Here is a 24913-nt window from a genome sequence, read left to right on the forward strand (position 1 = left end):
CCGATCCCGCTCGAAAGATGTTGACGACGCCGATTATAGTGCCTACCATTCGCCTAACAAACGTTAGGTAGATAAACGCGCTGCGCGGATCACGCGAATGACGCGAATGACTTGCCTGGCTTTGTCCACCCGTCCAATGTCTTTCCACATCGACCCATGCATTCCGAACTTTTCTATCAAGACGCCACCGCCCTCGCCCAACTGATCCGCACCAAAGAGGTATCGCCGGTGGAGGTGGTACAGGCCCACCTCGATCGCATTGCCGCGGTGGATCCGGCGATCAATGCGATCGTCACCACCGCCGAGCACGCCCTTGCCGCCGCGAAACTCGCGGAAACCGCCGTGCTCGCGGGAAGCAAGCTAGGCCCGCTGCATGGCGTGCCGTTCTCGGTCAAGGACTCGATCGATACCGCCGGCGTGAAGACGCAGCGCGGCTCGCCGATTTTCGCGGGTCGCATTCCAGACACCGATGCGACCACCGTCACGCGCATGAAGCAGGCGGGTGGCATCCTGCTCGCCAAGACCAACCTGCCCGAGTTCTCCTACTGGATCGAGTCCGACAACCTGCTGTCGGGACGCACGCTGAACCCGTGGAACCTGGAGCGCACGCCAGGCGGATCGAGCGGTGGCGAGTCCGCCGCCATCGCCGCCGGGATGTCGCCGATCGGTCTTGCCACCGATGTCGCCATCTCCGTTCGCGGTCCGGCCGCGTTGACCGGCATCCTCGGCTTCAAGGCGACGCACGGCCGCATTCCGATGACCGGCATCTGGCCGCGCGAGCCCCGCCGCTTCTGGCATGTCGGCCCGATGGCACGTTCGGTGCGCGACATTGCCCTGGCCTACTCCCTGCTCGCCGGCCCGGACGGCGCCGACGGCTTTTCGGTCAGCCCCCTCTCGCTCGACGCCGGCGTCGGCGCCAATCCCGCTCGCCCGCTGCGCGTAGGCTGGCTGGTCGAGCCGGGCTTTGGTCTGGTGGACGCCGATGTGGCCGCCACCGTGGAGGCGGCAGCCGAGGCGCTCCAGGATGCGGGCGTGCTGGTGGAGCCCGTGCGCGTTCCCGTACTGGAGCAGATCAACGCGCTCGACGTCCTGTGGAAACTGCAGGCGATGGAAACCAAACCGGTCTTTCGCCAGGCCACCGCGGGCCATGAGGACAAGATCTACAAACACGCCCAGGCCGTCTTCGATACACCGGACACTTCCATCGAGGACTTTGTCGAAGCCGAGCAACAGGCCGAGCGGCTGCGCGACGGCTTCAGCCAGTACTTCCAGCGCTACGATGCCTTGCTGTGCCCGGTGACGCCGGTGCCCGCACATGCGCACGACGCCGTGACCTTCGTCATCCACGGCGAGGCGGTGTCTTCCCTGCATGTCATGGACGCGACGGCTCCGCTGAGCGTGACCGGGCTGCCGGGCCTGACCATGCGGTTCGGTACCAGCCGCGATGGCCTGCCCGTCGGCGTACAGCTGGTAGCGCCGTGGCTTGCGGAGTCCACGGCGCTGTACCTCGCCGCGCTGCTGGAACGCGTCAGCCCGGTCCGAGGACTGCATCCCGACCTGTCCACACTGGCCAACGTTGCCGCCGCATGAGCGCTGCCGCGCATCCCCTCGAACCATCTCGAACCATCGCTTCGACATGTCGAACCTGATCAATCCCCACCGCCGCTGGCTGCTGAGCGGTACCTCGGTACTGGCCGGCCTTCTGCTATTCGACTGGGCGGACCCCGCGCGCGCCGACCAGCCGCTTCCGCCAGCTTCGTCGCCACCCCTGGCCACGCCGCTCATGTCGCCCTCGTCAGCCCCCGCGGCATCGGCGGGGCCCTTGCAACCATCGTTCGGGACGTTGCGCCAGATCGAAGCGGGCACGCTGAACATCGGCTATATCGAATGCGGCCCCGCTGGCGGACCGGTGGTCATCCTGCTGCATGGCTGGCCGCACGATGTCCACAGCTTCGCCGAAGTTGCGCCCATGCTCGCCGCTGCCGGCTACCGTGTCATCGTGCCGTACCTGCGCGGCTATGGCTCTACGCGTTTTCTTTCCGCCGACACCCCACGCAATGGCCAGCAGTCGATCTTTGCGATAGATCTGATCGCCCTGATGGACGCCCTCAAGATCGACAGGGCGGTCCTCGCCGGCTTCGACTGGGGCGGACGGGCGGCCGAGATCGTGGCGGCAATCTGGCCCCAGCGCTGCCGCGCGCTGGTCTGCGCGAGCGGATACCTGATTGGCAGCCAGGCTGCCGGCCGCGTGCCACTCGCGCCCGAGACGGAGCTACAGGCGTGGTTCCAGTACTACTTCGCCACCGAACGCGGCGCTCGCGGCTATGCCGAGCATCGCGACGCGTTCAACAGAATGGTCTGGCAGCACGCATCGCCACGGTTTCAGTTCGACGACGCCACCTTCCTCAGAACGGCCCGGGCCTTCGACAATCCCGATCATGTGGCCATCGTCGTTCACAACTACCGCTGGCGCCTGGGCCTCGCCCAGGGCGAGGCGCGGTACGACGATCTGGAACAACGGCTCGCGCAGGCGCCCGGCATCGCCGTGCCGACCATCACCCTCGAAGGCGACGCCAACGGAGCACCGCACCAGCCTCCCGCTGCCTATGCAAAGCGGTTCACCGGCAAGTACCGGCATCGGGATATCACGGGCGGGGTGGGTCATAACTTGCCGCAGGAAGCGCCCACGGCGTTTGCGCAGGCCGTGCTCGACGTGGTGAGGCTGTAGCCGGGCGATAGCAGGATTGGGCGACCTCGCAAGCAGGCGGCCAGCCATCCGGCCGCCTGCCACATGCGAGCCACACACGGGCGAGCCACACGGGAAGCCGCACGCGACCCGCACGGGGCAACGTCTCAGCTCGCGCCGGCTGGCGACCATCCGCCGCCGAGCGCGCGGAACAGCGCCACGCTGGCCGCCAGTTGCCGCCGGTGCACGGCTTCCAGCGCGCGCGCGTTGGCGAGCGTGGTCGCTTCCACCACGTTGACATCGAGGTAGGCCGACGCGCCCTTGCGGTAGCGCTCGGTCGCCTGTTGCAGCGCGCGGCGCGACGCGTCGACCGCGGCCTGCTGGTGGGCCGCTTCCTCCGTGAGCAAATGGCACGCGGCGTAGTTGTCCTCCACGTCCTGGATCGCGCTGAGGACGGTCTCGCGGTAGTCGGCCGCGCTCGCATCGAAGCGGGCGCGCGCGCTGTCCACACCGGCTTGACGCTTGCCGCCATCGAAGATGGTGGCCGCCAACGCCGGACCGAGCGCCCAGAAGCGGCTCGGCGCGGTCAACCAGCCGGCCAGGCCCGAACTCTCCAGCCCGCCGCTGAAGTTCAGCATCAGCGTAGGAAAGAACGCGGCGCGCGCAACGCCGATCTGCGCATTGGCGGCGGCCACGCGCCGTTCGGCCGCGGCGATATCAGGGCGCCGTTGCAGCAGCGTGGCGGGCACGGCGGCGGGTACGGCGGGCAGATGGATGGTGTCGCCGGAGGCGTCGTCGTGCGCTGCCATCGGGAGCGTGAAGCTGCTGGCCGGCTCGCCGATCAGCGTGGCGAGTGCGTGCAGCAATTGCCGGCGTGCCAGTTGCAGGTCGGCCAGTTGCGCGCGCGTGCTGTCGAGCTGCGCCTGGGCCTGCGCGACATCGCCTGCCGCGGCAATGCCACCGTTGTACCGGTTGGTCACCAGTTGCAGGACCGAGGTGTAGGCCGTAACCGTCTGCGCCAGCAGCGCAGCCTCGCGATCGAGCGAGCGAATGCCGAAGTAGTCGATCGCCGCCTCGGCCTGCAGGCTCAGCCGTACCGCTGCCACATCGTCGGCGCTCGCCTGCGCACGCGCGCCGGCCGCGTCGACATTGTTGCCCACGCGCCCGAACAGGTCGGGTTCCCAGCTGGCGGCGACGCCGATCAGGTGATCCGGCGTAGTCTTGCCCGCGCGCGAATGTCCGAGCACGTTGCCGGACAGGTGTGTACTGCCAACGCTCGCCCCGACACCGATGGTGGGGAAATAGTCGGCCCGCGCCGCGGCGACCTGGGCGCGCGCATCGCGCAACAGCGCGGCCGACTTCAGCAGCGTCTGGTTCGAGACATCGATGCGCGCCAGCAGCTCGTCGAGCGTGGGGTCCCCGTAGGCGCGCCACCAGTCGGCCGCGACATGGTCGGGTTGAGGTGCATTGGCGGCATCGGGCGCCGTCCCGGGAGTCACGTCCTGCGCTTCCCGATACGCGCCCGGCAGCGCCATGGCGGGCCGTTCATACGGCACGGCGGCGCACCCGGCCAGCCAGGCACAGGCCACGGCGAGCGCCGCATGCTTGAGGAGCGCCGTCATGAGCGCGCTCCACCGGTCGGCGGGCTGACACGCACCGGCGTGCCGGCGACCAGGCCATCGCCCGGATTGACCACGACACGTTCATTGCCGGTCAAGCCGCCAAGCACCTCGACATGCGAGCCGAAATCGCGCCCGAGCGTGACCTGGCGGAGCGCCAGCCGGCCGTCGGCCCCGACCACGGCCACGGTCGGCCCGCCCGCGGGAAACATCAGCGTATTGGCAGGCACGTCCAGCCCCGCGCGCCCGCTGCCGACGTCCAGATGCACTTCGGCGTACGCGCCGGGCAGGATGCGGCCCCCCTGGCTATCGACATCGAGCTCGACGCGCAGGCTGCGGGTCACCGGATCGATCGCGCCGGCGGTGCGCGTCACCGTGGCGGGGTAGCGCTGTGCCGGTGCCTGCGGCAGCGTCAGCCACGCATGGGTGCCGGGCCCGATGGAAGCACTGACGTCCTGCGGTACCTGGGCATAGACGCGCAGGCGTGTTCCGGCCGAAATATGGAACAGCTCGCGGCCCTGGTTCGGTGCGCTGCCGGCGTCGATCAATGCGCCGGTGTCGACATTGCGCGCGGTGATCACGCCATCGAAGGGCGCGCGGATCGCGGTATAGGAGGAGAGCTGTGCCAGGCGCGACGTATTCGAGCGGGCAGCCGCCAGCAGCGCGGACTTGGCGTTCATGTCGGCCACCTTCTGGTCGGTCTCCTGCTGCGCCACCGAGTTCGACGCCTGCAGGTCCTGCCAGCGTTGCGCCGTGGTCTTTGCCAGCGCGTAGTTGGCGGCGGCGGTGGCTTCATCGGCGCGCGCCTGGCGCAACTGGTCGGACACCTCGGGCGCGTCGATCTCGGCGAGCAACTGGCCGGCCTTGACCGGCGTGCCGATATCCACGTACCAGCGGCGCAGATAGCCGCTGACGCGCGCATGGATCGCGGCATCCTCGTAGGCACGTACGTCGGCCGGCAACGCGATGTCCTGCACGGCCGCCGCGGGGCGTGGCTGCACCACGCTGACCAGCGGTGTCTGCGCGGCCTGGGCGCGCTGCTGCAGGACCGCGTGGCTCTGCAGGCGCGGCACGATGCCGGCCGTCAGTGCGACGGCCGCCAGCGCGGCGGGAATCGCAAACCGGATCACCAGGTGGGAGCGCGCGGGGCGCGATGCCTCGGCATCGCGAGCGGGAGCGGGAGGTTTCATGCCAGGCCTTGCTGGAGAGTCGGAGAGTGGTCGGGGCGCGCCCGGCGCGCCAGCCAGGTATGCAGGACAGCAAAGAACACCGGTACCAGCACCAGCGTGGCCATCGTGCCAAACGCGAGGCCGCCGATCACCGTCCGGCCCAGGGGCGCGTTCTGGGCGCCCGCGCCGGCCGTTCCCAGCGCCATCGGCACCATGCCGAACAGCATCGCCAGCGCCGTCATGGCCACGGGGCGGAAGCGGCCAAAGCCTGCTTCATGTGCGGCATCGCGCGGCGACTTGCCTTCCGCCAGCACTTCGCGGGCGCGACTGACGACCAGGATGCTGTTGGCCGTGGCAATGCCCACGCACATGATGGCTCCGGTGAGGGCCGGTACGCTGATGGTGGTATCGGTCGCGAACAGCATCCACGCCATGCCGGACAGCGCGACGGGCAGCGCACCGACGATCGCGAGCGGATCGAGCCACGACTGGAAGTTCACGACCATCAGCAGGTAGACCAGCACGATCGCGGCGACCAGGCCGCTCATCAGCCCCGCGAACGACGCATGCATGGTCTGCACCTGACCGCGCACGACGATATCCGAGCCCGCGGGCAGCGATGCACGCACACCGTCGACAATCCGCTGCACATCCGCGGCCACCGAACCGAGCGCGCGCCCGCGCACCGAACCGAAGAGATCGAGAACCGGCTGCACGTTGTAATGCGACACCACGCCTTCCTGGCTGCCGCGCACGATCGTGCCAAACTGCCCGAGCTGGCCCGCCCCACCCTGCCTTGCCGTATCGAGACCGAGGCCGAGCGGAATGTTGGAGACGGTCTGCAGCGAATCCATCGCATACTGCGGCACCGAGACCGTCAAAGGATAGCTGACGCCATTCTTCGGATTGAGCCAGAAGTTGGGTGCGGTCTGGCCGCTGCCCGACAGCGAGATCAGCAGGTTCTGCGCGACCTCGCGTTGCGACAGGCCCGCCTGCAGGGCACGCGTGCGATCCACCTTGACCGTCAGCGCCGGCTGGTCCGCGGGCTGCTGCAGGTGCAGGTCGGCCAGACCCGGAATGCCGGCCAGCTTGCGCAACAGCTGGTCGGCGACACGACGGTTGCCTTGCAGGTCCTTGCCGACGATCTGGATATCGATCGGCGCCGGCAGGCCCAGGTTGAGAATCTGGCTCACCATATCGGCCGGCAGGAACGAGAAGCTCACGCCCGGAAAGGCCTGTTGCAGGGCCGTATCGAGTTGGTCGATCAGCATGCCGGAGCGCCCGGCATCGGGCCGCAGCGATACCAGGATCTCGGCATCGCCGGTACCGATCGGCAACGACGAATCATAGGTCAGGTTGATGCCGCTGACCGGCAGGCCGATGTTGTCGACGATGCCGGCCACATGGTCGGCACCCACCACGCGGCGAATCTCCTGTTCCACCTGATCGGCAATGCGCGCCGTCTCCTCGATACGCGTACCGGTACGCACGCGCATATGCAGGCGAATTTCGCTGCCGTCGACGGCCGGGAAGAAGTCCTGACCGAGAAATGGCACCAGTCCCATCGAGAGGGCGCAGCCCAGCGCGAAGATCAGCACGGTGCGGCGCGGCATGGCCAGCGCGTCGGTCAGCAGTCGACCGTATCCGGCCCGCACCCGCTCGAAGGCGGTCTCGAAGCGTGCATGCGCGGCGCCGAACCAGCGTGCCGCATGTCCCCGCGCGACTGGGTAACCGCCCGCCGCGCCGCGCTCGCCGCGCTCGCCGCGCAACAGGTAGTGGGCCAGCGTGGGAATCAGCGTACGCGACAGGAAGTAAGAGGCCATCATCGCAAACACCACCGCCTCCGCGAGCGGCACGAACAGATAGCGCGCCACGCCGCTCAGCAGGAACATCGGCAGGAACACGATGCAGATGCACATGGTGGAGACCAGCGTGGGCAGCGCAATCTGGGCCGAGCCGTCGAGGATGGCATCCTCCAGCGACTTGCCCATCTCGCGATGATGGGCGATGTTCTCGATCGCCACGGTGGCATCGTCCACGAGCACGCCGACCGCCAGCGCGAGGCCGCCCAGCGTCATGATGTTCAGCGTTTCGCCGAGGGCCGCGAGGGCGATCAGGGCCGCCAGCACCGACAGCGGAATCGTGATCGCGATGATCAACGTGGCCCGCCAGCTGCCCAGAAACAGCAGGATCATGGTGGCGGTGAGGCATGCCGCCACCAGCGCCTCATGCAGGACACCCTCGATGGCGGAGGTAACGAACACCGACTGGTCGGACAGCGGCTGCACCTGGAGCGACTTGGGCAGACCGGCGGTGACTTGCGGCAGCAAGGCCCGGATGTGCGACACCACCGCCAGGGTCGACGCACTGCCCGTCTTTTCGATTTCAAGCAGGGCGGCCCGTTTGCCATCGTGCCGCACCACGTTGGTCTGCGGGGCATAGCCGTCGCGCACCTGCGCCACATCGCGCACGTAGACGGTACCGCCCGGACCGCTGCGCACGGGCAGGTCGTTGAGCGCGCCGACGGTCTCGGTGCTGCCGTTGAGGTCCACGCGATATTCGAGCGCGCCGATCTTGGCCGTGCCGCCGGGCAGCACGAGGTTCTGCGCATTGATGGCATTAACCACATCGAGCGGCGCCAGGCCGCGCGCCTGCAGCGCGGGGACGTTGAGGTCCACCGACACCTGGCGCACCTTGCCGCCGTAGGGCAGCGGGACCGAGGCGCCCTGCACCGTGGCCAGCTGCGTGCGGATAAAGCTGTTGCCGAGGTCGTACAGCTCCTGCTCCGGCAGCTTGTCGCTGCCCAGTGCGAGGCGCAGGATCGGCACGGTCGAGGCGTTGTAGCTCAGCACCAGCGGCGGCGTGGCACCGGGTGGCATCGACTTGAGCAGCGACTGCGCGCCGGCCGTGGCCTGGGCGATCGCGCGATTGATATCGGCGCCGGGGTGGAAAAACACCTTGATGACCGCGACGCCGGCCAATGACTGCGATTCGATGTGCTCGATATTGTCGACGTTGGTCGTCAGCGAACGCTCATAGCCGGTGACGATCCGCTGCGCCATGTCCTGCGCGGACAGGCCGTTGTAGGTCCACACCACGCTGACGACCGGAATGTCGATCTTCGGAAAGATATCGGTGGGCATGCGCAGGATGGCCACCGGCCCACCGAGCAACAGCAGGATGGCAAGGACGACGAAGGTATAAGGGCGCCGCAGGGCGAGCCTGACAATCCACATGCATGGCTCCGCGCGTCCGGGGGACGCATCGACAGGAATGCAGCGGATTCTAGGGACCACCCCCCGTGCCCATCGCGGTCAAAACGATTACAGAGTTGTCATGGTTGGCGCGGACAAAGGAAGCGCGGCCCCGACCGCCTCACGCATCGTCTCGCGTAGCGATAATCGTTATCGCTACGCGTCGCCGCTTGCCGCCTGGCTAGGAGGCTGGGGGCACGCCACCGAGATGCGTCAGCAGGCTTTGCATCGGCGCCGACAGCGTGTGCCAATGCTGGAAACACAGGCATAGCTGCCGGCGCGCCCAGTCATCGCCGAGCGCGAGCGTCCGGAACGGGTACCGGCTCCTGAAGCGCCGTGCCGCGGCCTGCGGGATGATGGCCGCGCCCACGCCTTCGGACACCATCTGGCAGCACCCCTCGAAACTCTTCATGCGGATGCGGAATGCCAGGGCACGGCGTAGATCGCGCGCGTGTTGGTCGATATGGTCCTGCAGCGCGCTGCCGGCTTCCAGCCCGACGAACGGCTCGCCGGTCACGTCGGCAAAGCGAACCGTCCTCGCATCGGCAAGCCGGTGCGCAACCGGCACGATCAGGACGAGGTGGTCGCTCGTCACGGGCTGGATGACGAGGCCAGCGGGGTCGATCGCGTCCGAAACCACACCGGCCTCGGCCAGCCCTGCGCCGATCATCTTCACGATCTCCGTGCTCGTGCGCTCTCGCAGGTCGAGGTTGACGCGTGGGCGTTGCGCCAGCCACGGTGCGAGCCGCTGTGGCAGAAAGCCGGTCAATGCCGCGGTGTTCGCATACAGCTGCAGCGTGCCGCGCGCGCCGGCACCGAAGTCGCGCAGCTCGCCCTGCAGCAGGCTGTGCTGCCTGAGGATAACCCGCGCATGGTGCGCGAGGGCCTCGCCGGCCTCGGTAGTCACCACGCCCCGGCGGCTCCGTTCGAGTAGCGCGACCCCTGCATCCGCTTCGAGGTTGGCGATGCGCTCGCTCGCCGATGCCAGGGCGAGACTGGCCTGCCTGGCGCCGGCCGTAATGCTGCCCGCATCGACCACACAAAGAAACAGGCGCAAATCTGCGAGATCGAATCTCATGCAATCAACACGGTGAAGTATCCTTCGGTTCAGCCGAAGGATAGATCGGAAATTCCGCATTGTGCAAGTCGGCGACTGCAGGCGTAATACGCGCCATGAACCCGTCAACTATCGAACTGATCTCCCTGCTCCTTGCCACCTTTCTTGGAGCCGGTCTTGTCAAAGGGGTAACCGGAATGGGCCTGCCCACGGTTGCCATGGGCGTGCTCGGCACGGTCATGTCGCCGGTAGCGGCGGCAGCGATCCTGATCGTCCCCTCGGCCGTGACAAATGTCTGGCAATTGCTGGCCGGTCCGCACAAGCTTCGCCTCATGCGCAGGCTATGGGCCATGATGCTCGGCATCGTGATCGGCACGCTGCTCGGAACCAGACTGCTGGTGATGGTGGACCCGGTCTGGTCGGGACGTACGCTGGGTCTTGCTCTGATTGCCTATGCGGTCTACGCGCTGGTCGCGCCGACATTCTCGGTGCCGCAACGGCTCGAAGCGTGGCTTTCGCCTGTCGTCGGCACGGCGACCGGATTGATAACCGGCGTCACCGGCGTCTTTACGCTGCCTGCCGTGCCGTATGTGCAATCGCTGGGCCTGCAGAAGGACGAACTCGTACAGGCCCTTGGCCTTTCATTCACGGTTTCCACTTTCGCACTCGCCGGCGGTCTCGTCAGCCACGGCGCATACCGGCTCGACCAGCTCGGCCTGTCGCTGGTGGCCGTGCTGCCCGCGCTCGCGGGGATGTGGCTGGGCTCGATCGTGCGCCACAGAATCAGCCCGGTCACGTTCCGCCGCTGCTTTCTCATCCTGCTGGTTCTGCTTGGCCTGGAGATGACGTTCCGTCCGTTTGCGTGACGCCATGTCAACCGGCAAGCAAAGTCGGCCACACCGCCCATCCTGGAGCCCACGATCTTCGCCGTACATTTCCGGGAGACGTCTGCCGGCATCTCACACGCGCCGGCGACGGCGATCACTGGACCTACGCGCCTTCCTTGCCGGCCAGACGTCCAAGGCCCATCTTCTCCAGCGTCAGCGTCTCGTCGGCGCGCCCCCAACCGCCATCCGCGACTTCCTCGACAAGCACCATCGAATAAGGGCGGACGCCCTCGCCGAAGTATTCGACGAACATCGCCGTGGTGCGGTGGATGATTTCCTCCTTACGGGCATGGTCGAGGATCCCTTCCGGGAATTTGAAGTTGGCAAATGGCATAGCAATGCTCCTGTCTGGCTGCAACGTTGTTGGCAGGAGTATTGATGAAGCCATGCGCGCGATAAATCCCGTACGCTGGTAACAGCATTCGAAATCCGCCAACAATCGGCGGGAGATGTCCTATCTCAAAGTCTGGGAAGGTTGACCTTGACAGTCGAGGCGTTGCCGAGCGCCGTCGCAACTATCTGTGCCGGAATCTCACAGTTGGCTGGGTGAAAGGCGCCGCCCGTCTCCCAGTGTGTGGGTACAAAGAATGGCTAGCGGAGGGCGGGCCGGATGTCAGCTCCAGCTGCGGACGTGGTTTGGGCTTATCGTCGAAGTCGAACGCCAGGTTCCGATTGGAAGCCCCCGGGCGGCGCGGGGCGGTGAATCGAAGGGCTCTTCTCGGCCATTTGCAGCCATTGATACCTTCGCCTCCAACGGGCTGAAGACCATCTTAAAGCGGTCACTGCGAGAGGTAGCAGTGGGCGTGTCGATGGTGCACGTCTGGGTAATGAGGATGCTTGTGCATGAGGACGTCGTGATGGTGCCAATGTCTATGTGGTTCACGGCCATCCCACGGGAAATCGTGAGCGTGCTGATGGTGCTCGTCATGCCGGTGTGTATGGCTATGATCCAGCGGGTCGTGCGTATGCGCATGTTCGTGGCGCTCTCGCAAATGCAGCCAGACGCCAAGAGCCATCAGTGCCGCGGCTAACCAGAACGCCACGCCAGGGATCTCCGGCCAGATTGCAAACGAGATCAGCACGCCAAATAGCGGCGCCACGGAGAAATACGCGCCCGTGCGAGCAGTGCCTAGCGTACGCAGCGCTACGACAAACAGCGCAAGGCTAACGCCGTAGCCCGCGAAGCCAACCAACATCGCGCCGCCAGCGACCGACGGTGGTGGCATGGCGATGCCCTGCCCCAACGCGAGCGTCGTGTTGCACACGCCTGCGACAACGCCTTTGAGACAGGCCACGAGGAGCGCGTCGTTACTCGAGACCTTGCGCGTGAGGTTGTTGTCGATCGCCCAGCAGAGACATGCGCCGACGATCAACACGCCCCCGGCGGACATCTGCAGACTGCCAGGCTGCCACGCCAGCAGCAATCCGCCAGCCACAATGGCAACCATGCCGAGCACGATCTGATGGTCGGCATTCTCCTTGAACACGATCCATGCGATCAGTGCCGTGAACACGGCTTCCACGTTCAGCAGCAGCGATGCCGAGGCGGCATTCGTCGATACCAGGCCAGTCATCAGCAATGCGGGGCCCGCCACACCGCCGGCCAGGATCGCGCCCAGCAGCCATGGCCATTCGGCCCTCGGTATGCTGGATGCGTCGCGCGATGTCGCCTCGGTCCGCATGAATCTTCGCAATACGAGCACCAGCGCCAGTCCCAGTCCGCTGCCGAGGTACAGGAGACCGGCGAGAAGCAGCGGCGACACGGCACCGGTCAATTGCTTAGCGAGCGGCGTGCTGGCGCCAAATAGCAGGGCCGCGAACAATGCGGGAGATGCGGTGCGAAGCGACATGGCGAGATGAGACCGAGTGCTGATGCCGCCATTGTGTACCCCGATGACAGTCTTGTCATGAACCTGTCGAGCGTCGCGTCACTCATGTAGAATTCGCCCCATGTCGCGAATCGTTGCCATTCTCATGCTACTGATTCTCCCGCTGCAGGCCTTTGCCGCAGCGGAGCGGCAGCTCGCCCATTTGTCGGGCGACGAGATGGACCATGTGGTCGCGCATGCGGAGCATGTGCCGCACCACCATGATGATGATGGCGCGATGGAGGAAGACGATTCGCTTGCCTCCGCGACGCACCAGCTCGACTTCGACCTGATGTCGAATCTTCCCGGCACGCTGACGTCGGTGGCAGTCCCCCTGCTGCTGAATACCAGCCAGGTTGCGCCTTCCTTCGCAGGCAGTACGATGCCCACGCCTGCCTGCACTCCCCCTTTACGACCTCCTCACGTGCCCGCCTGACGGCGGGGCGTTGTCCTTTTCTGCTCGCCGTGTTCATTCATGACACGGTGCCCCGTCGCGACGCTTGATCGAGCTTTTTTGCGTTTGGGGATTTCATGCAGAAGTCACTGCTATGCATGGCAGCATCGTTTGCGATGCTGGCCAGCGTCTGCGCGCAAACACCGCCTACCGAGCTGCGTGCACTGTTCGATGCCGCCTGGGACCGCTCGGTCGCGCTGCAGGCAACGAACGGGCGACGGCAGGAGGCGGCCGCGAGTCGCGTCCAGGCCGATTCATTGATTGCGGGCCCGCCCTCGCTCGATCTGCGGCATCGTGGTGATCAGTTGACGCAGCGCCGCGGCGTGCGGGAGAGCGAAATTGCCGTCGGCGTCCCGATCTGGATGCCCGGCCAGCGCAGCGCGCGTGGCGCACTGGCCGATGCGCAGGCCGCCGAGGCGGAGTCCGCGGTCACGCTGGGCCAGCTTGCGGTGGCGGCCGAGGTACGCGAGCGCGTGTGGCAGCTTGCCGCCGCCACATCGGAACGCGAGGTCCTGCAGCGCCGCGTGGGCGTTGCGCAGTCGCTGCGCGATGACGTCAGGCGGCGTCTTGCGGCTGGCGACCTCGCGCGAACAGATTTGCTGTTCGCGGAGCAGGACCTGCTCGCCAGCCAGACGCTGCTGGCGGAAAGCGATGCGCGGCTGGTCGAGGCACGTGCCCGCCTCCTGCAGACAACAGGCTCCGATGCCCTGCCCGCGCGCTATGAGGAAGTGCCGGTCTCCGGCAACACCGGCACCCCGCATCCGCAGCTCGATGCCGCGCAGCGCGCCGTGGAACGTAACGAGCGGCAGGTCGGCTACCTGCAGGCTTCGAGGCGCGACCCGCCCGAGGTGGGCGTCACCTACCGACGCGATGCCGCTGGGGGTGGCTTTCAGAGCGACCAGACGATCGGCGTCTTCATACGCATCCCATTCGCCACCGATGCACGCAACCTACCGCGCGAGACCGCAGCACAGACCGAGTTGATGACGGCACGCGCGCAACGGGATCGGACCGAGCGCGTGGTGCAGTCCGACATCGACGCCGCACGGCAGTCGCTTGGGCTCGCCGAACAGCAGCTCGCGCTCGTTGGCCAGCGCAGCCAAACGCTTGCGGAGCGCGCGGCGTTACTGCGCAAGACCTTCAACGCGGGAGAGATCGGCTTGCCAGAAGTGCTACGCGCCCAAAACCAGGCATTGGAGGCCGAGACGGACCTCGCGCGCGTGCGCGCGCGCCGCGGCCTTGCCATTGCAAACCTGAACCAGGCCATGGGAGTCCTGCCATGATCCGAGAACTCTCGACGGCGCTGCTGCTATGCGCGGCGCTGACTGTACATGCCGCACCGGGGGCACACGGCCCCAGCGGTGAACACCTCGATGCGCCCGCCAGCGATGCCGGCCGCGCTGCCACGCGCCCCACGATCGAGGCCAATACCGAGGGCTTCGAACTTGTCGGTACGCTGCACGATGACGAGTTGTCGGTGCTGGTGGACCGCTACGACACCAACGCGCCTGTCACCACAGGCACGCTCGAGGCCGAGCTGGGTGCCATCAAGGCGCAATCCACACTCCATCAGGACATCGGGGACTTCTCGTTCACCGACGCAAAGCTGCTTGCCGCGTTGCGCCAGCCGGGCGATCACGCGCTTGTCTTCACGCTGATAACGGGTAACGACGCCGATCTGATCGAGGGCAAGCTCACGATCCCTTCCGGCGCCCAAGGTCAGGGACACTGGCACCTGCCCCGTGCAGCATGGATCGGCGCGGGCGTGCTCGCATCGATGCTGCTGGCTGTCATCACATGGCGTATTCGCCGTCGCCGCTCCCTACGCTGAAAGCCTCGATGCCATGAAAACCATTACGATCGCGATTACCGTCTCCGTGCTGATTGCAGGCCACACCATGCACGCGGCTGCCGCACCCGGCGCGCACGGCCCCGGCGGAGAACACCTCGACACCTCCACTGCGAGTACAGGCAGTGGCCTTGCACGGCTGCCAGATGGCAGCGTGCAGGTGCCCAAGCTTGCGCAGCGGCGCATGGGCATCCGTACGCTGATGCCGACGACTGGTGAGCATCCACAGTCCGTGCCCCTCAACGCAACGGTGGTGATGGATCCCAATGCCGGCGGGCGCGTGCAGTCTGGCCACCCCGGCTGGCTCGAAGCCCCCGGCACTGGCTTTCCGGTGCTGGGGCAACGCGTGACCAAGGGGCAAGTCCTCGCTGTACTTCGTCACAAGAACGAGCCGTTCGATATCGGTAATCAGCAGGCCCAGCTGGCAACACTGACCGCCAACCTCAAACTCGCCCGACAGCGGCTCGAGCGGCTGGAGTCGCTGCAGGACAGCATCCCGCGCAAGGATATCGAGGCCGCTCGTGCCGAAGTCGCGAGCCTGAGCGGACAACGCGAGGCGGTGGCTACCAGCCTTCATCCGACGGACCTGCTACGCGCCCCCGCCAGCGGTCTGGTGGCGTCCGCCAACGCGATCGCAGGTCAGGTCGTCGCGCCGCAGGACGTACTGTTCGAGATCGTCGACCCGCAGCGACTCATGATCGAAGCGCAAACCGCCGACACAACGCTGGTCGCCCGCATCCGCGATGGTGTACTGGTCGACCACGGCAAGTCCAGCAACAAGCTGCAGTTCGTCGGAGCGGGCAGAAGCCTCAAGAACGGTGCGGTACCGCTGACGTTCCGCGTGACCGACCATGCCACGCCGCTGGCGGTCGGTCAACCGTTGACCGTGCTGGCCCGGCTTTCCGACACGACCCAAGGGATTGCCTTGCCAAGCGAGGCTGTAGTGCGCAATCCCAACAACGAGCCCATCGTCTGGATCAAGTCCGGCACGCAGCGCTTTATCGCACTACCTGTGGAAGTCAGCACGCTCGATGCACACACCGTGATTGTCACCAAGGGGCTGTCACCGGAGAACCGCGTGGTCGTCGCGGGGGCGGCCTTGATCAACCAGATTCGATAGAGGCGCGCCATGTTCAACTGGATTGTTCGCGCGAGCCTGGGCAACCGGCTGCTGGTGCTGGCCGTGGCCGCCGTCCTGATGGTCTGTGGTGCCTATACGGCGTGGCGTACACCCATCGATGTGTTCCCGGATCTCAACAAGCCGTTGGTCACGGTGATCACGGAAGCCGGCGGCATGGCACCGCAGGAGGTGGAACTGCTGGTCTCGTTCCCCATCGAGACCTCGCTCAATGGCATGCCAGGCGTGACACGCGTGCGCTCGGTGTCCGGCGTCGGCCTGTCGATCGTTTATGCGGAGTTCGACTGGGGCAGCGATATCTATCGCAATCGCCAACTGGTCTCGGAGCGGCTGGCGCTGGTCAAGGAGCAGTTGCCTGGCGGATTGACGCCCATCCTCGGCCCCGTGTCGTCGATCATGGGCGAAATCATGCTGGTGGCGTTGCCGATCGACCCCGCCAGAGTCAGTCCCATGATTGCCCGCGAGTATGCGGACTTCGTCCTTCGGCCCCGGCTGTTGTCGGTACCCGGCGTGTCGCAGGTCATCCCGATTGGCGGCGAAGTACGGCAATTGCGGGTGGAACCCGACACCGCCCGCATGGCGCAGTTCGGCGTCACGCTGGCAAACGTCACCGATGCGCTGCGCGACTTTGCCGCCAACACGAGCGGCGGCTTCATCGACTTGAATGGGCGCGAATACCTGATCCGCAACCTCGGCCGTACTCGCCAGCTGGAGGACCTGCGTGGCCTGGCGGTCGCTTATCGCGACAACGCGCCGGTGCTGCTCGAACAGGTGGCTGCCGTGCGCTATGCGCCAGCCGTGAAACGCGGTGACGCTGGCTTCAATGGCCAGCCGGCGGTGATCGTCAGCGTGCAGAAGCAACCCGATGCCGATACGGTGAAGCTGACGCGCGACCTCGAACAGGCGTTAGGCGAACTCAAGCGGGGCCTGCCGACCGGCCTGGCTGCACCGCAGATCCTGTTCCGGCAGGCGGACTTTATCGAGGCATCCATCGGCAACGTCAGCGAGGCACTGCGAGACGGCGCCATCATGGTGACGATCATTCTGTTCGCCTTTCTGCTGAGCGCGCGCACCACGGCGATTTCGCTGATCGCGATTCCGCTCTCGCTGGCTGTCACCGCGCTGGCCTTTCATCTGCTCGGCCAGTCCATCAACGTCATGACGCTGGGAGGACTGGCGATCGCCATCGGAGAGCTGGTCGACGACGCGGTCGTGGACGTCGAGAATATCCTTCGCCGACTCAAGCAGCGGCAAGGTATGGCCGACCCGCCATCGGTGCTCGAGGTCATCTGGCGCGCGTCCGTCGAAGTGCGCTCCGGAATCGTCTATGCCACGTTGATCGTGGTGCTGGTCTTCGTGCCGTTGTTCGCATTGCCGGGTATCGAAGGGCGGTTGTTCGCGCCATTGGGCATTGCATACATCGTATCGATCCTTGCCTCGATGCTGGTCTCGATGACGGTGACGCCAGCGCTGTCGTATTACCTGCTACCGGGAATGAAGCGTCTCGATCATCCGGACAGCCCGCTAGTCACATGGCTCAAGCGGATGGAAACGCGGGTACTCGACTGGGCCTTCCCGCGCGCGCGCCACGTGCTGACCGGCGCCGTGGCGCTGGTGGTGCTCGCTGCCGCCACCGTGCCGTTCCTGCCGCGCGCGTTTCTGCCCGCGTTCAACGAAGGCTCGCTGGTCATGTCGCTGTTGTTCAATCCGGGCACCTCGCTTGCGGAAGCCAATCGAATGGGGGCATTGGCCGAGACCCTCATCCGGCAAGTGCCCGAAGTCGTTCAGGTGGGGCGCCGTACCGGTCGCGCCGAGCTGGACGAGCATGCGGAAGGCGTGCATTCCTCCGAGATCGACGTCGATCTGCGCCGTGACGGGCGTAGCCGGGAAGCGATCATGGCCGCCATCCGCGCGCAGCTTGCCACGCTGCCGGCCTCCGTGGCGATCGGGCAGCCGGTCTCGCACCGCCTCGATCACCTGCTGTCTGGCGTGCGCGCGCAAATCGCACTCAAGATCTATGGCGACGATCTCGATACGCTGCGCGGGCTGGCGGAAGGTCTGCGCGGCAGACTGTCCGCCGTGCCGGGTCTCGTCGATATCTCGGTGGAGAAGCAGGTGTTGATCCCGCAGGTCAACGTCAGGCTCGATTATCGGAAGGCCGCGCAATACGGCATCACGCCCGGCGATGCGTTGTCCGCATTGCAAACGCTGTCCGAAGGCTCACGTGTCTCGCAGATTATCGATGGCGTGAAGCGATTCGATCTGCTCGTACGGCTTCCGGATGCGAACCGTACGCCACAGGGTCTGGCGCGCATCATGGTTCAGTCGCCACGGGGACCGGTTCCGCTATCGGCAATCGCCACGGTGGAGGAGGCGGACGGCCCTAACCAGGTCGGCCGCGAAAACAGCCGGCGCCGGATTGTGGTCTACGCGAATACCGATGGCTCGGACATGTCGCGCATCATTGCCGGGGTACGCGACGCCATCGCTCGTACCGGATTGCCGGGCGGCTACTTTGCCAGTATCGAAGGCCAATTCCAGGCGCAGGAGCAGGCGACCCAACTGATCTCGCTGCTGGCACTGGGATCGCTCGCCATGATCTATCTGGTGCTGTTCTCGCGGTATCGCTCGCACCGGCTCACGCTTGCCATCATGGCAAATATTCCTTTCGCCCTGATTGGCAGCGTCATTGCCATGTGGACCGGCGGCCTGACGTTGTCGGTCGCGTCGATGGTGGGGTTCATCACGCTGACGGGCATCGCCACGCGCAACGGCATTCTCAAGGTCAGCCACTACATCAATCTGTGCCGGCTGGAAGGCGAGCCGTTCGGCATCCCGATGCTGGTACGCGGGTCGCTGGAGCGTTTGACACCGGTACTGATGACCGCGTTGGTCGCGGCGTTCGCACTGGTACCGTTGCTGATCGCCGCCGACGCGCCGGGCAAGGAGATCCTCCATCCCGTCGCCGTGGTGATCTTCGGCGGGCTGCTCAGTTCCACGCTGCTCGATGCGGTGCTGACGCCAGTTGTGGTCTGGCTGTTCGGGCGCGAACCCATTGAACGCATGGTGCGGGAGACCGGGCGCGAAGCGTATTGATCAACGGGCATTCTGGCGACGCCCTTCAAGTCGCCCCTGCAACGCTTTCTGAGGAGAAACACATGAAGACACTGCTAGCCATTGCCCTGACGGCAATCAGCCTCGGCACCGCCGGCCTTGCCCATGCGCACGGCGTCAAGCCGGCACAGTACGGTGGCGTGGTGCAGACGGCCAGCGACCTGCAATTCGAACTGGTCAGCAAGGACGGCAAGCCGAACCTCTACATCGACGACCATGACTCGAAAAAGTCCGTCGCAGGGGCCCAGGGCAAGCTCACCGTACTTTCCGGCTCGGACAAGAAGGAGACCGACCTGACGCCCGGCGCAGGAAATGTGCTGGTAGCCACGGACAGTCTAGCGCTCCCCGCCGGTGCAAAGGCGGTCGCCACCGTCAAATTTGCCGACGGCAAGACCGTCACGGTGCGATTCGCCATCAAATGACGATGTAGAGATCGCTACAAGATTGAAGCGAAGCCTACGACCAACTATGCTGGGCGCATGACTTCTCTTCAATCTTCGGCATGGGTGCTGGTGGTTGTCAGCTTGCCCACCTCGGCCGCCACGGCCCGCATGCGATTCTGGCGCGGCATCAAGGCGCTCGGTGCGACCGCACTGCGCGACGGGGTCTATTTGCTGCCAGATCTGAGCACCTTGCGCGAGCCATTACAGGCGCTCGTCGCAGATGCCATAGATGAGGATGGCAAGGTCTGGACGCTGTCCGTCCAGGCCGCCGATGCACGGCAGGATGGCGAATATCGCGCGTTGTTCGATCGGACCTCCGAGTATGCGGAGTGGCTGGCGGACATCTCCAGCGCGCGTGCAACGTTGGCCAATTCGGACGAAGCAGAACTACTGCGCATGGCGCGCCGGTACGGCCGCGGATACGAGACGATCCGCAAGATCGATTTCTTCCCCAACGAGGCCTCGTCCCGCGCGGAAGCACAGTGGCGCGACTTCAACGCGGCTATCGACATAATGCTGTCGCCCGACGAGCCGCAAGGCATGGCGGGAAGCATTCCGCGGCGAGACCCGACGCAGTACCAGGGGCGACACTGGGCAACACGACGCCACCTTTGGGTGGACCGCGTTGCCTGCGCCTGGTTGATCCGGCGCTTCATCGATCCCCACGCCACCTTCCTCTGGCTGGAAGACATACGTCAGTGCCCGGACGACGCGCTGGGCTTCGACTTCGATGGTGCAACGTTCACGCATATCGGTGACCGGGTTTCCTTCGAGGTGTTGCTCGCCAGCTTCGGGCTGGACGAAAACAAGGGACTGACTCGCCTGGGCCAGATGATTCACGTACTGGACGTCGGCGGCGCGCCGGTCTCCGAAGCTAGTGGCTTCGAAGCGGTACTGGCGGGCGCACGCGAGCGCCTCCCCGACGATGACGCACTACTCGGCGAGGTCGGGCATGTGCTTGACTCGCTCTACACGCACTTCTCCAACTCCCGCAAGCGCTAGGTCGCCGGTGGTTTCGAGCATGCCGGCCTTCGCCCCACTCAAGACAAGATGAACGCGCCCCAGCCACCCGCTCTCAGCGCCCCGACGCATCAACCGCCCAGCTATACGTTGCGGCAACTGGTGATGTACTTCCTGCATCTTGGAACGCTGGGTTTCGGCGGACCCGTTGCGCTCGCCGGCTATATGCACCGGGATCTGGTCGATGCGCGGCAATGGATCACCGATGCCGATTACAAGGAAGGGCTCGCGCTCGCACAGCTCGCGCCGGGTCCGCTTGCCGCGCAACTTGCGATCTACCTCGGTTACGTGCATTACCGCATCCTCGGTGCAACGCTCGTTGGCATCGCGTTCGTGCTGCCGTCGTTCCTGATGGTGCTGGCACTCGGCTGGGCCTACGTGCGTTTCGGAGGATTGACCTGGATGCAGTCGGTGTTTTACGGCGTGGGCGCGGCGGTGATTGGGATCATCACGATCAGCGCCTACAAGCTGACCAGGAAGAGTGTCGGCAAGGATAGGCTGCTGTGGTTTATCTATCTGGTGCTTGTCGCGGTCACCGTGATCACCGAATCGGAGGTGGCCTGGCTGTTCCTTGCGTCCGGTGTGCTGGTCTGGTTCTGGCGTGCACCGCCCAAATGGTTTCGGCAAGGCAAGCTGAACGCCATTGCAGCGGCTCCGTTGCCGGCGGCGAGTGGCATGCTGAGTACCTTGGACTGGCCACTGCTTTCGCAAATCGGTGTGTTCTTTGCGAAGGCGGGGGCCTTTGTCTTCGGCTCCGGGCTGGCCATCGTGCCGTTCCTGTACGGCGGGGTAGTGACCGAACACCACTGGCTGAACGACAAGCAGTTTGTCGATGCCGTGGCGGTCGCCATGATTACGCCCGGCCCGGTCGTCATCACCGTCGGCTTCATTGGCTATCTTGTGGCGGGGCTGCCCGGCGCCTGTGTGGCCGCAGCCGCGACATTCCTGCCCTGTTACCTGTTTACCGTCCTGCCGGCGCCGTACTTCAAGAAGTACGGCAAGCTGCCCGCCATCCTCGCGTTCGTCGATGGCGTCACCGCGGCCGCCATCGGCGCCATCACCGGGGCGGTGATCGTTTTGGCCAAGCGTTCGATCGTCGATGTTCCGACCGCGCTGCTGGCACTCGTCACCGTAGTGCTGCTCCTGAAGTTCAAGAAGCTGTCCGAACCGATGATCGTCGCGGGCGCGGCCCTGATCGGCCTCGCGGCCTACCCATTGCTGCATCAGTGATGCCACAGGAGATCGTCATGATCTACCAAATGAGACCCCTTGCTTGCGACCCTGCGCGCTTGCCGGGTTTTTCGGAGGCGCTAATCGTTAGCCACTACGAGAACAACTATGGCGGCGCGGTCAAACGCCTCAACGCTATTGCCGCCGAGCTCGCCACATTGGACGTGGAGAGCGCCCCCGTGTTTGTACTCAATGGGCTGAAGCGCGAGGAATTGATTGCAACGAACTCCATGAGTCTGCACGAAGTTTACTTCGATAGCCTCGGCTATAGTGGGCCGCCCGACGAGAGTATCAAGACCGCCATCGAGCGCGATTTCGGCTCAGTTGCGCGTTGGCAGGCAGAGTTCCGTGCGATGGGGAAAGCGCTCGGTGGAGGGTCCGGTTGGGTATTACTCTCCTATTCGGCGCGTGATCAGCGACTGATCAATCAATGGGCGCCTGATCACGCGCACACGCTCGCATGCGGCACTCCCATACTTGCGCTCGATATGTACGAGCATTCGTACCACATGGACTTCGGCGCCAAAGCTGCCGCATATGTCGACGCATTCATGCAGAATATCCGTTGGCAACAGGTGGCGGCCCGTTTTGAGGCCTCGGCTAGCAAGCCCGCGGCCGTGATGCGCCTCAACCAGTAATCCGCCCAATGCTTGCCGGCATCATGCTGCCGTCCGGCATCGAAGCCAGCGCGATGACGCTGCTCGCCGGGCGGGCACTGCGGGGCTTCTGCGATGGATTCGTGGCTGTACTTTTGCCCGCGTACCTGCTGGCACTCGGCTTCGACCAGCTCGCCGTGGGACTGATCAGCAGCCTCACGCTGATCGGCACCGCAGTTGCAACCATTCTGGTCGGACTTGTCGGGAGCCGCTTTCCCCAACGTCGCCTGCTGATGTTGGCGGCGGCCCTGATGTGCGCGACCGGAGTAGCCTTTGCGGGTCTATCATCGCTTTGGCCGCTGTTGATCGTTGCCTTTGTCGGCACGCTAAACCCGAGCTCGGGAGATGTCAGCGTATTCCTGCCGCTGGAGCAGGCACGACTTGCCGAGGCCGCGACACCCAACGCGCGCACGGCTTTATTCGCACGCTACGGAATAGCGGGCTCGCTATCTGCGGCATTTGGGGCGCTGGCCGCAGCAGTACCGGCTTCGCTTGCCAAGCATACGGGCTTGCCCTTTCTCGATGCCGTGCGCTTGATGTTCGTCGTCTACGCATTGACGGGCATTGCCCTCTGGGCGCTCTACGCAAGGTTGCCCGAACCACATCCGCAGTCGACATCGACGGCCGCGCCGCTGGGCCCATCACGCCGAATCGTGATTCGCCTCGCGATGCTCTTCAGTGTGGATGCGTTTGCCGGCGGGCTGGTCGTCAATGCCTTGCTGTCGCTCTGGCTAATGCAGCGTTTCGGGATGTCTCCGGGCACGGCGGGCCAATTCTTTTTCTGGGCCGGACTACTCACTACGGCGTCCCAGTTTGCCGCCGTTCCGCTGGCCCGGAAGATCGGGCTAGTGAACACAATGGTGTTCACGCACATCCCATCCAGCGTGTTCCTGATTGCCGCTGCATTTTCGCCGTCGTTGACGCTGACGTTGCTTTTGCTGCTGGCGCGGAGTGCTCTGTCCCAAATGGACGTGCCAACGCGGACGGCATTCGTGATGGCGGTGGTCACCCCCGCCGAACGAACTGCCGCGGCAGGGCTGACTGCCGTGCCACGTAGTCTCGCCGCCGCCATCAGTCCGGTGCTTGCCGGCGGGCTGATGGCATCGGGTTGGGCTGGAGCCCCATTAGTGGCCTGCGGTGTACTGAAGATCGGCTATGACTTGACCATCCTGGCGGCTTTCAGGCGCGTAAGGCTGTTGAACTAATCGGACACTGGGGGTGAATTTCGCAGCGAGCGCAGCGCCTGACGGAGTGGCACGTCGTTCATCGCGGAACGCTGATTTCCCTCTCGATGGGTGTTTGGCATGACCAGTGGTAGTTGTTGCGATTCCGAATGACTGTTCTGCGGCCAATAGCGGTCGTCAGCAATGCAACGCCGAGCGGCCGTGAAGGGTCGTTCCGAGACTGTCACCTCCCAAACTCCGACCCTGCGTATGCCACCGCACCTCTGGTGAGCCAGGGTTTACTTCGCGCGACGCCCCGCTCGATCTAGATCCCGAAGCTGGTTGGACTCACCCTACCCATGAGATTGCTTTCGCCAGCGTCGCGTAGGGCGCAACCCTGGTTCAGCGGAGACCTCGACGCCCAACCCGACCCGTAGTAGCCCCTCTATGCGCGTGTCGCTACGTCACCAAGGAGTGCGCGCCGGACGTCGCTCCTGTTATTTTTCTCCATTAGCTTTGAGAATCCGGCCCACTGACTGTGAGACGGAAGCCAAGAACTATGTAGGAGACGTGACAACATAGCGGCCGCGACACAGCGCCGCACCCGTAAAAACCCTACCCGCGCCCTGCCGTTTCGTACTAAACTTTCAGAAATTACTGAAAATTGAGAACGGAACGCCCCCATGCAGCTGTCGCCCCTGGTCCAACGGTTTGTCCTTCATTTCGGCGAGATGGGTAGCCGGTGGGGCATCAACCGTACCGTCGGACAGATCTACGCCCTCCTCTTTACCGCCTCGCGGCCGCTCAATGCGGATGAGATTGCCGAGGCACTTTCCTTTTCACGCTCCAACGTCAGCATCGGACTGAAAGAGCTCGAGTCATGGAACCTCGTGCGTTTGTCGCACCAGCCAGGCGACCGCCGGGAGTACTACTCGGCGCCCGACGACGTGTGGGCAATTTTTCGCACGCTGGCGGAAGAGCGGCGGCGGCGCGAAATTGATCCTACGCTGTCCATGTTGCGCGAGGTGCAGCTGGAAACGCCGTCGTCTCCCGAAGACCGGCATGCGCAGGCGCGCATGAAGGAAATGTACGGCCTGATCGTGCTGGTCACCACGTGGTTCGGTGACATGCAGAAGCTCGACGTGGCCACCCTGGAAAAGCTGATGCGGCTTGGTTCGCGCGTGACCAAGCTGCTCGAGGTGAAGGACCGCCTCGCTTCCGCCATTGGCGGCGGCGACAAGACCGCCAAGGCCGAAGCGAAGAAGGCCTCCCCCAAGTCCACGCGTACCAAGAAGGAATGATGGCC

Annotated in this window: 20 protein-coding genes; 14 read left to right on the forward strand and 6 right to left on the reverse strand. The window is 65.2% G+C overall.

Annotated features, from left to right (window positions below):
• Positions 1-156: 156 nt before the first annotated feature.
• Both DFLDMN_RS28770 and DFLDMN_RS28775 read left to right on the forward strand, forming a co-directional pair.
• Complete coding sequence (locus tag DFLDMN_RS28770; protein WP_423199146.1) at positions 157-1590, forward strand: amidase; 1434 nt, start codon at positions 157-159, stop codon at positions 1588-1590.
• A 46-nt stretch (positions 1591-1636) separates the two neighbouring features.
• Complete coding sequence (locus tag DFLDMN_RS28775; protein ID WP_423199147.1) at positions 1637-2728, forward strand: alpha/beta fold hydrolase; 1092 nt, start codon at positions 1637-1639, stop codon at positions 2726-2728.
• A gap of 125 nt (positions 2729-2853) precedes the next feature.
• Here DFLDMN_RS28775 and DFLDMN_RS28780 read toward each other — a convergent pair whose 3' ends face one another.
• From DFLDMN_RS28780 to DFLDMN_RS28795, 4 genes are all read right to left on the reverse strand, one after another.
• Complete coding sequence (locus DFLDMN_RS28780) at positions 2854-4308, reverse strand: efflux transporter outer membrane subunit (protein WP_423199148.1); 1455 nt, start codon at positions 4306-4308, stop codon at positions 2854-2856.
• Entirely contained in the window at positions 4305-5495 is a 1191-nt protein-coding gene (locus tag DFLDMN_RS28785; RefSeq protein WP_423199149.1) for an efflux RND transporter periplasmic adaptor subunit, read from the reverse strand. The genes DFLDMN_RS28780 and DFLDMN_RS28785 overlap by 4 nt, the downstream gene beginning before the upstream one ends.
• Positions 5492-8710 carry an efflux RND transporter permease subunit gene (locus DFLDMN_RS28790; protein WP_423199150.1) on the reverse strand — a complete coding sequence of 1073 codons (3219 nt, stop codon included), beginning with the start codon at positions 8708-8710 and terminating at the stop codon, positions 5492-5494. Before DFLDMN_RS28790 ends, DFLDMN_RS28785 begins: the two co-directional genes overlap by 4 nt.
• Before the next feature lie 199 nt (positions 8711-8909).
• Complete coding sequence (locus DFLDMN_RS28795; RefSeq protein WP_423199151.1) at positions 8910-9806, reverse strand: LysR family transcriptional regulator; 897 nt, start codon at positions 9804-9806, stop codon at positions 8910-8912.
• A 95-nt stretch (positions 9807-9901) separates the two neighbouring features.
• Between DFLDMN_RS28795 and DFLDMN_RS28800 the strand changes: the two genes are divergently transcribed.
• Entirely contained in the window at positions 9902-10651 is a 750-nt protein-coding gene (locus DFLDMN_RS28800; protein ID WP_423199152.1) for a sulfite exporter TauE/SafE family protein, read from the forward strand.
• A 124-nt stretch (positions 10652-10775) separates the two neighbouring features.
• Here the strand turns inward: DFLDMN_RS28800 and DFLDMN_RS28805 are convergent, their stop codons facing one another.
• Both DFLDMN_RS28805 and DFLDMN_RS28810 read right to left on the reverse strand, forming a co-directional pair.
• Entirely contained in the window at positions 10776-11006 is a 231-nt protein-coding gene (locus DFLDMN_RS28805) for a tautomerase family protein (RefSeq protein ID WP_423199153.1), read from the reverse strand.
• A gap of 445 nt (positions 11007-11451) precedes the next feature.
• Positions 11452-12522, reverse strand: a complete 1071-nt coding sequence (locus tag DFLDMN_RS28810; RefSeq protein ID WP_423199154.1) for a DMT family transporter — start codon at positions 12520-12522, stop codon at positions 11452-11454.
• Between the two features lie 100 nt (positions 12523-12622).
• Between DFLDMN_RS28810 and DFLDMN_RS28815 the strand changes: the two genes are divergently transcribed.
• The 11 genes from DFLDMN_RS28815 (at position 12623) to DFLDMN_RS28865 (ending at position 24908) form a co-directional block, all read left to right on the forward strand.
• Positions 12623-12976, forward strand: coding sequence for a hypothetical protein (locus tag DFLDMN_RS28815; RefSeq protein WP_423199155.1), 354 nt, complete (start codon positions 12623-12625; stop codon positions 12974-12976).
• Between the two features lie 134 nt (positions 12977-13110).
• Complete coding sequence (locus DFLDMN_RS28820; protein WP_423199156.1) at positions 13111-14277, forward strand: TolC family protein; 1167 nt, start codon at positions 13111-13113, stop codon at positions 14275-14277.
• Positions 14274-14825, forward strand: coding sequence for a hypothetical protein (locus DFLDMN_RS28825; protein WP_423199157.1), 552 nt, complete (start codon positions 14274-14276; stop codon positions 14823-14825). The genes DFLDMN_RS28820 and DFLDMN_RS28825 overlap by 4 nt, the downstream gene beginning before the upstream one ends.
• 13 nt (positions 14826-14838) lie before the next feature.
• The gene (locus tag DFLDMN_RS28830) at positions 14839-15963 is read left to right on the forward strand and encodes an efflux RND transporter periplasmic adaptor subunit (protein WP_423199158.1); all 1125 of its coding nucleotides are present in this window, start codon (positions 14839-14841) and stop codon (positions 15961-15963) included.
• A 9-nt stretch (positions 15964-15972) separates the two neighbouring features.
• Positions 15973-19077 (forward strand): efflux RND transporter permease subunit, encoded by a 3105-nt coding sequence (locus DFLDMN_RS28835; RefSeq protein ID WP_423199159.1) that lies wholly within the window; start codon positions 15973-15975, stop codon positions 19075-19077.
• A 62-nt stretch (positions 19078-19139) separates the two neighbouring features.
• Entirely contained in the window at positions 19140-19517 is a 378-nt protein-coding gene (locus DFLDMN_RS28840; RefSeq protein ID WP_423199160.1) for a hypothetical protein, read from the forward strand.
• Positions 19518-19574: 57 nt separating this feature from the next.
• Positions 19575-20540 carry a chromate resistance protein ChrB domain-containing protein gene (locus tag DFLDMN_RS28845; protein ID WP_423199161.1) on the forward strand — a complete coding sequence of 322 codons (966 nt, stop codon included), beginning with the start codon at positions 19575-19577 and terminating at the stop codon, positions 20538-20540.
• 48 nt (positions 20541-20588) lie between these two features.
• On the forward strand, positions 20589-21788 hold the full coding sequence (locus DFLDMN_RS28850; RefSeq protein WP_423199162.1) for a chromate transporter: 1200 nt from the start codon (positions 20589-20591) through the stop codon (positions 21786-21788).
• A gap of 17 nt (positions 21789-21805) precedes the next feature.
• Positions 21806-22426: a superoxide dismutase gene (locus tag DFLDMN_RS28855; protein ID WP_423199163.1), complete on the forward strand. Its 621-nt coding sequence runs from the start codon at positions 21806-21808 to the stop codon at positions 22424-22426.
• Positions 22427-22434: 8 nt separating this feature from the next.
• The gene (locus DFLDMN_RS28860) at positions 22435-23649 is read left to right on the forward strand and encodes an MFS transporter (RefSeq protein WP_423199164.1); all 1215 of its coding nucleotides are present in this window, start codon (positions 22435-22437) and stop codon (positions 23647-23649) included.
• A gap of 641 nt (positions 23650-24290) precedes the next feature.
• On the forward strand, positions 24291-24908 hold the full coding sequence (locus DFLDMN_RS28865; RefSeq protein WP_423199165.1) for a GbsR/MarR family transcriptional regulator: 618 nt from the start codon (positions 24291-24293) through the stop codon (positions 24906-24908).
• Positions 24909-24913 lie beyond the last annotated feature (5 nt).

The organism is Cupriavidus sp. H19C3, from assembly GCF_049393815.1.
Taxonomy (GTDB): Bacteria; Pseudomonadota; Gammaproteobacteria; order Burkholderiales; family Burkholderiaceae; genus Cupriavidus.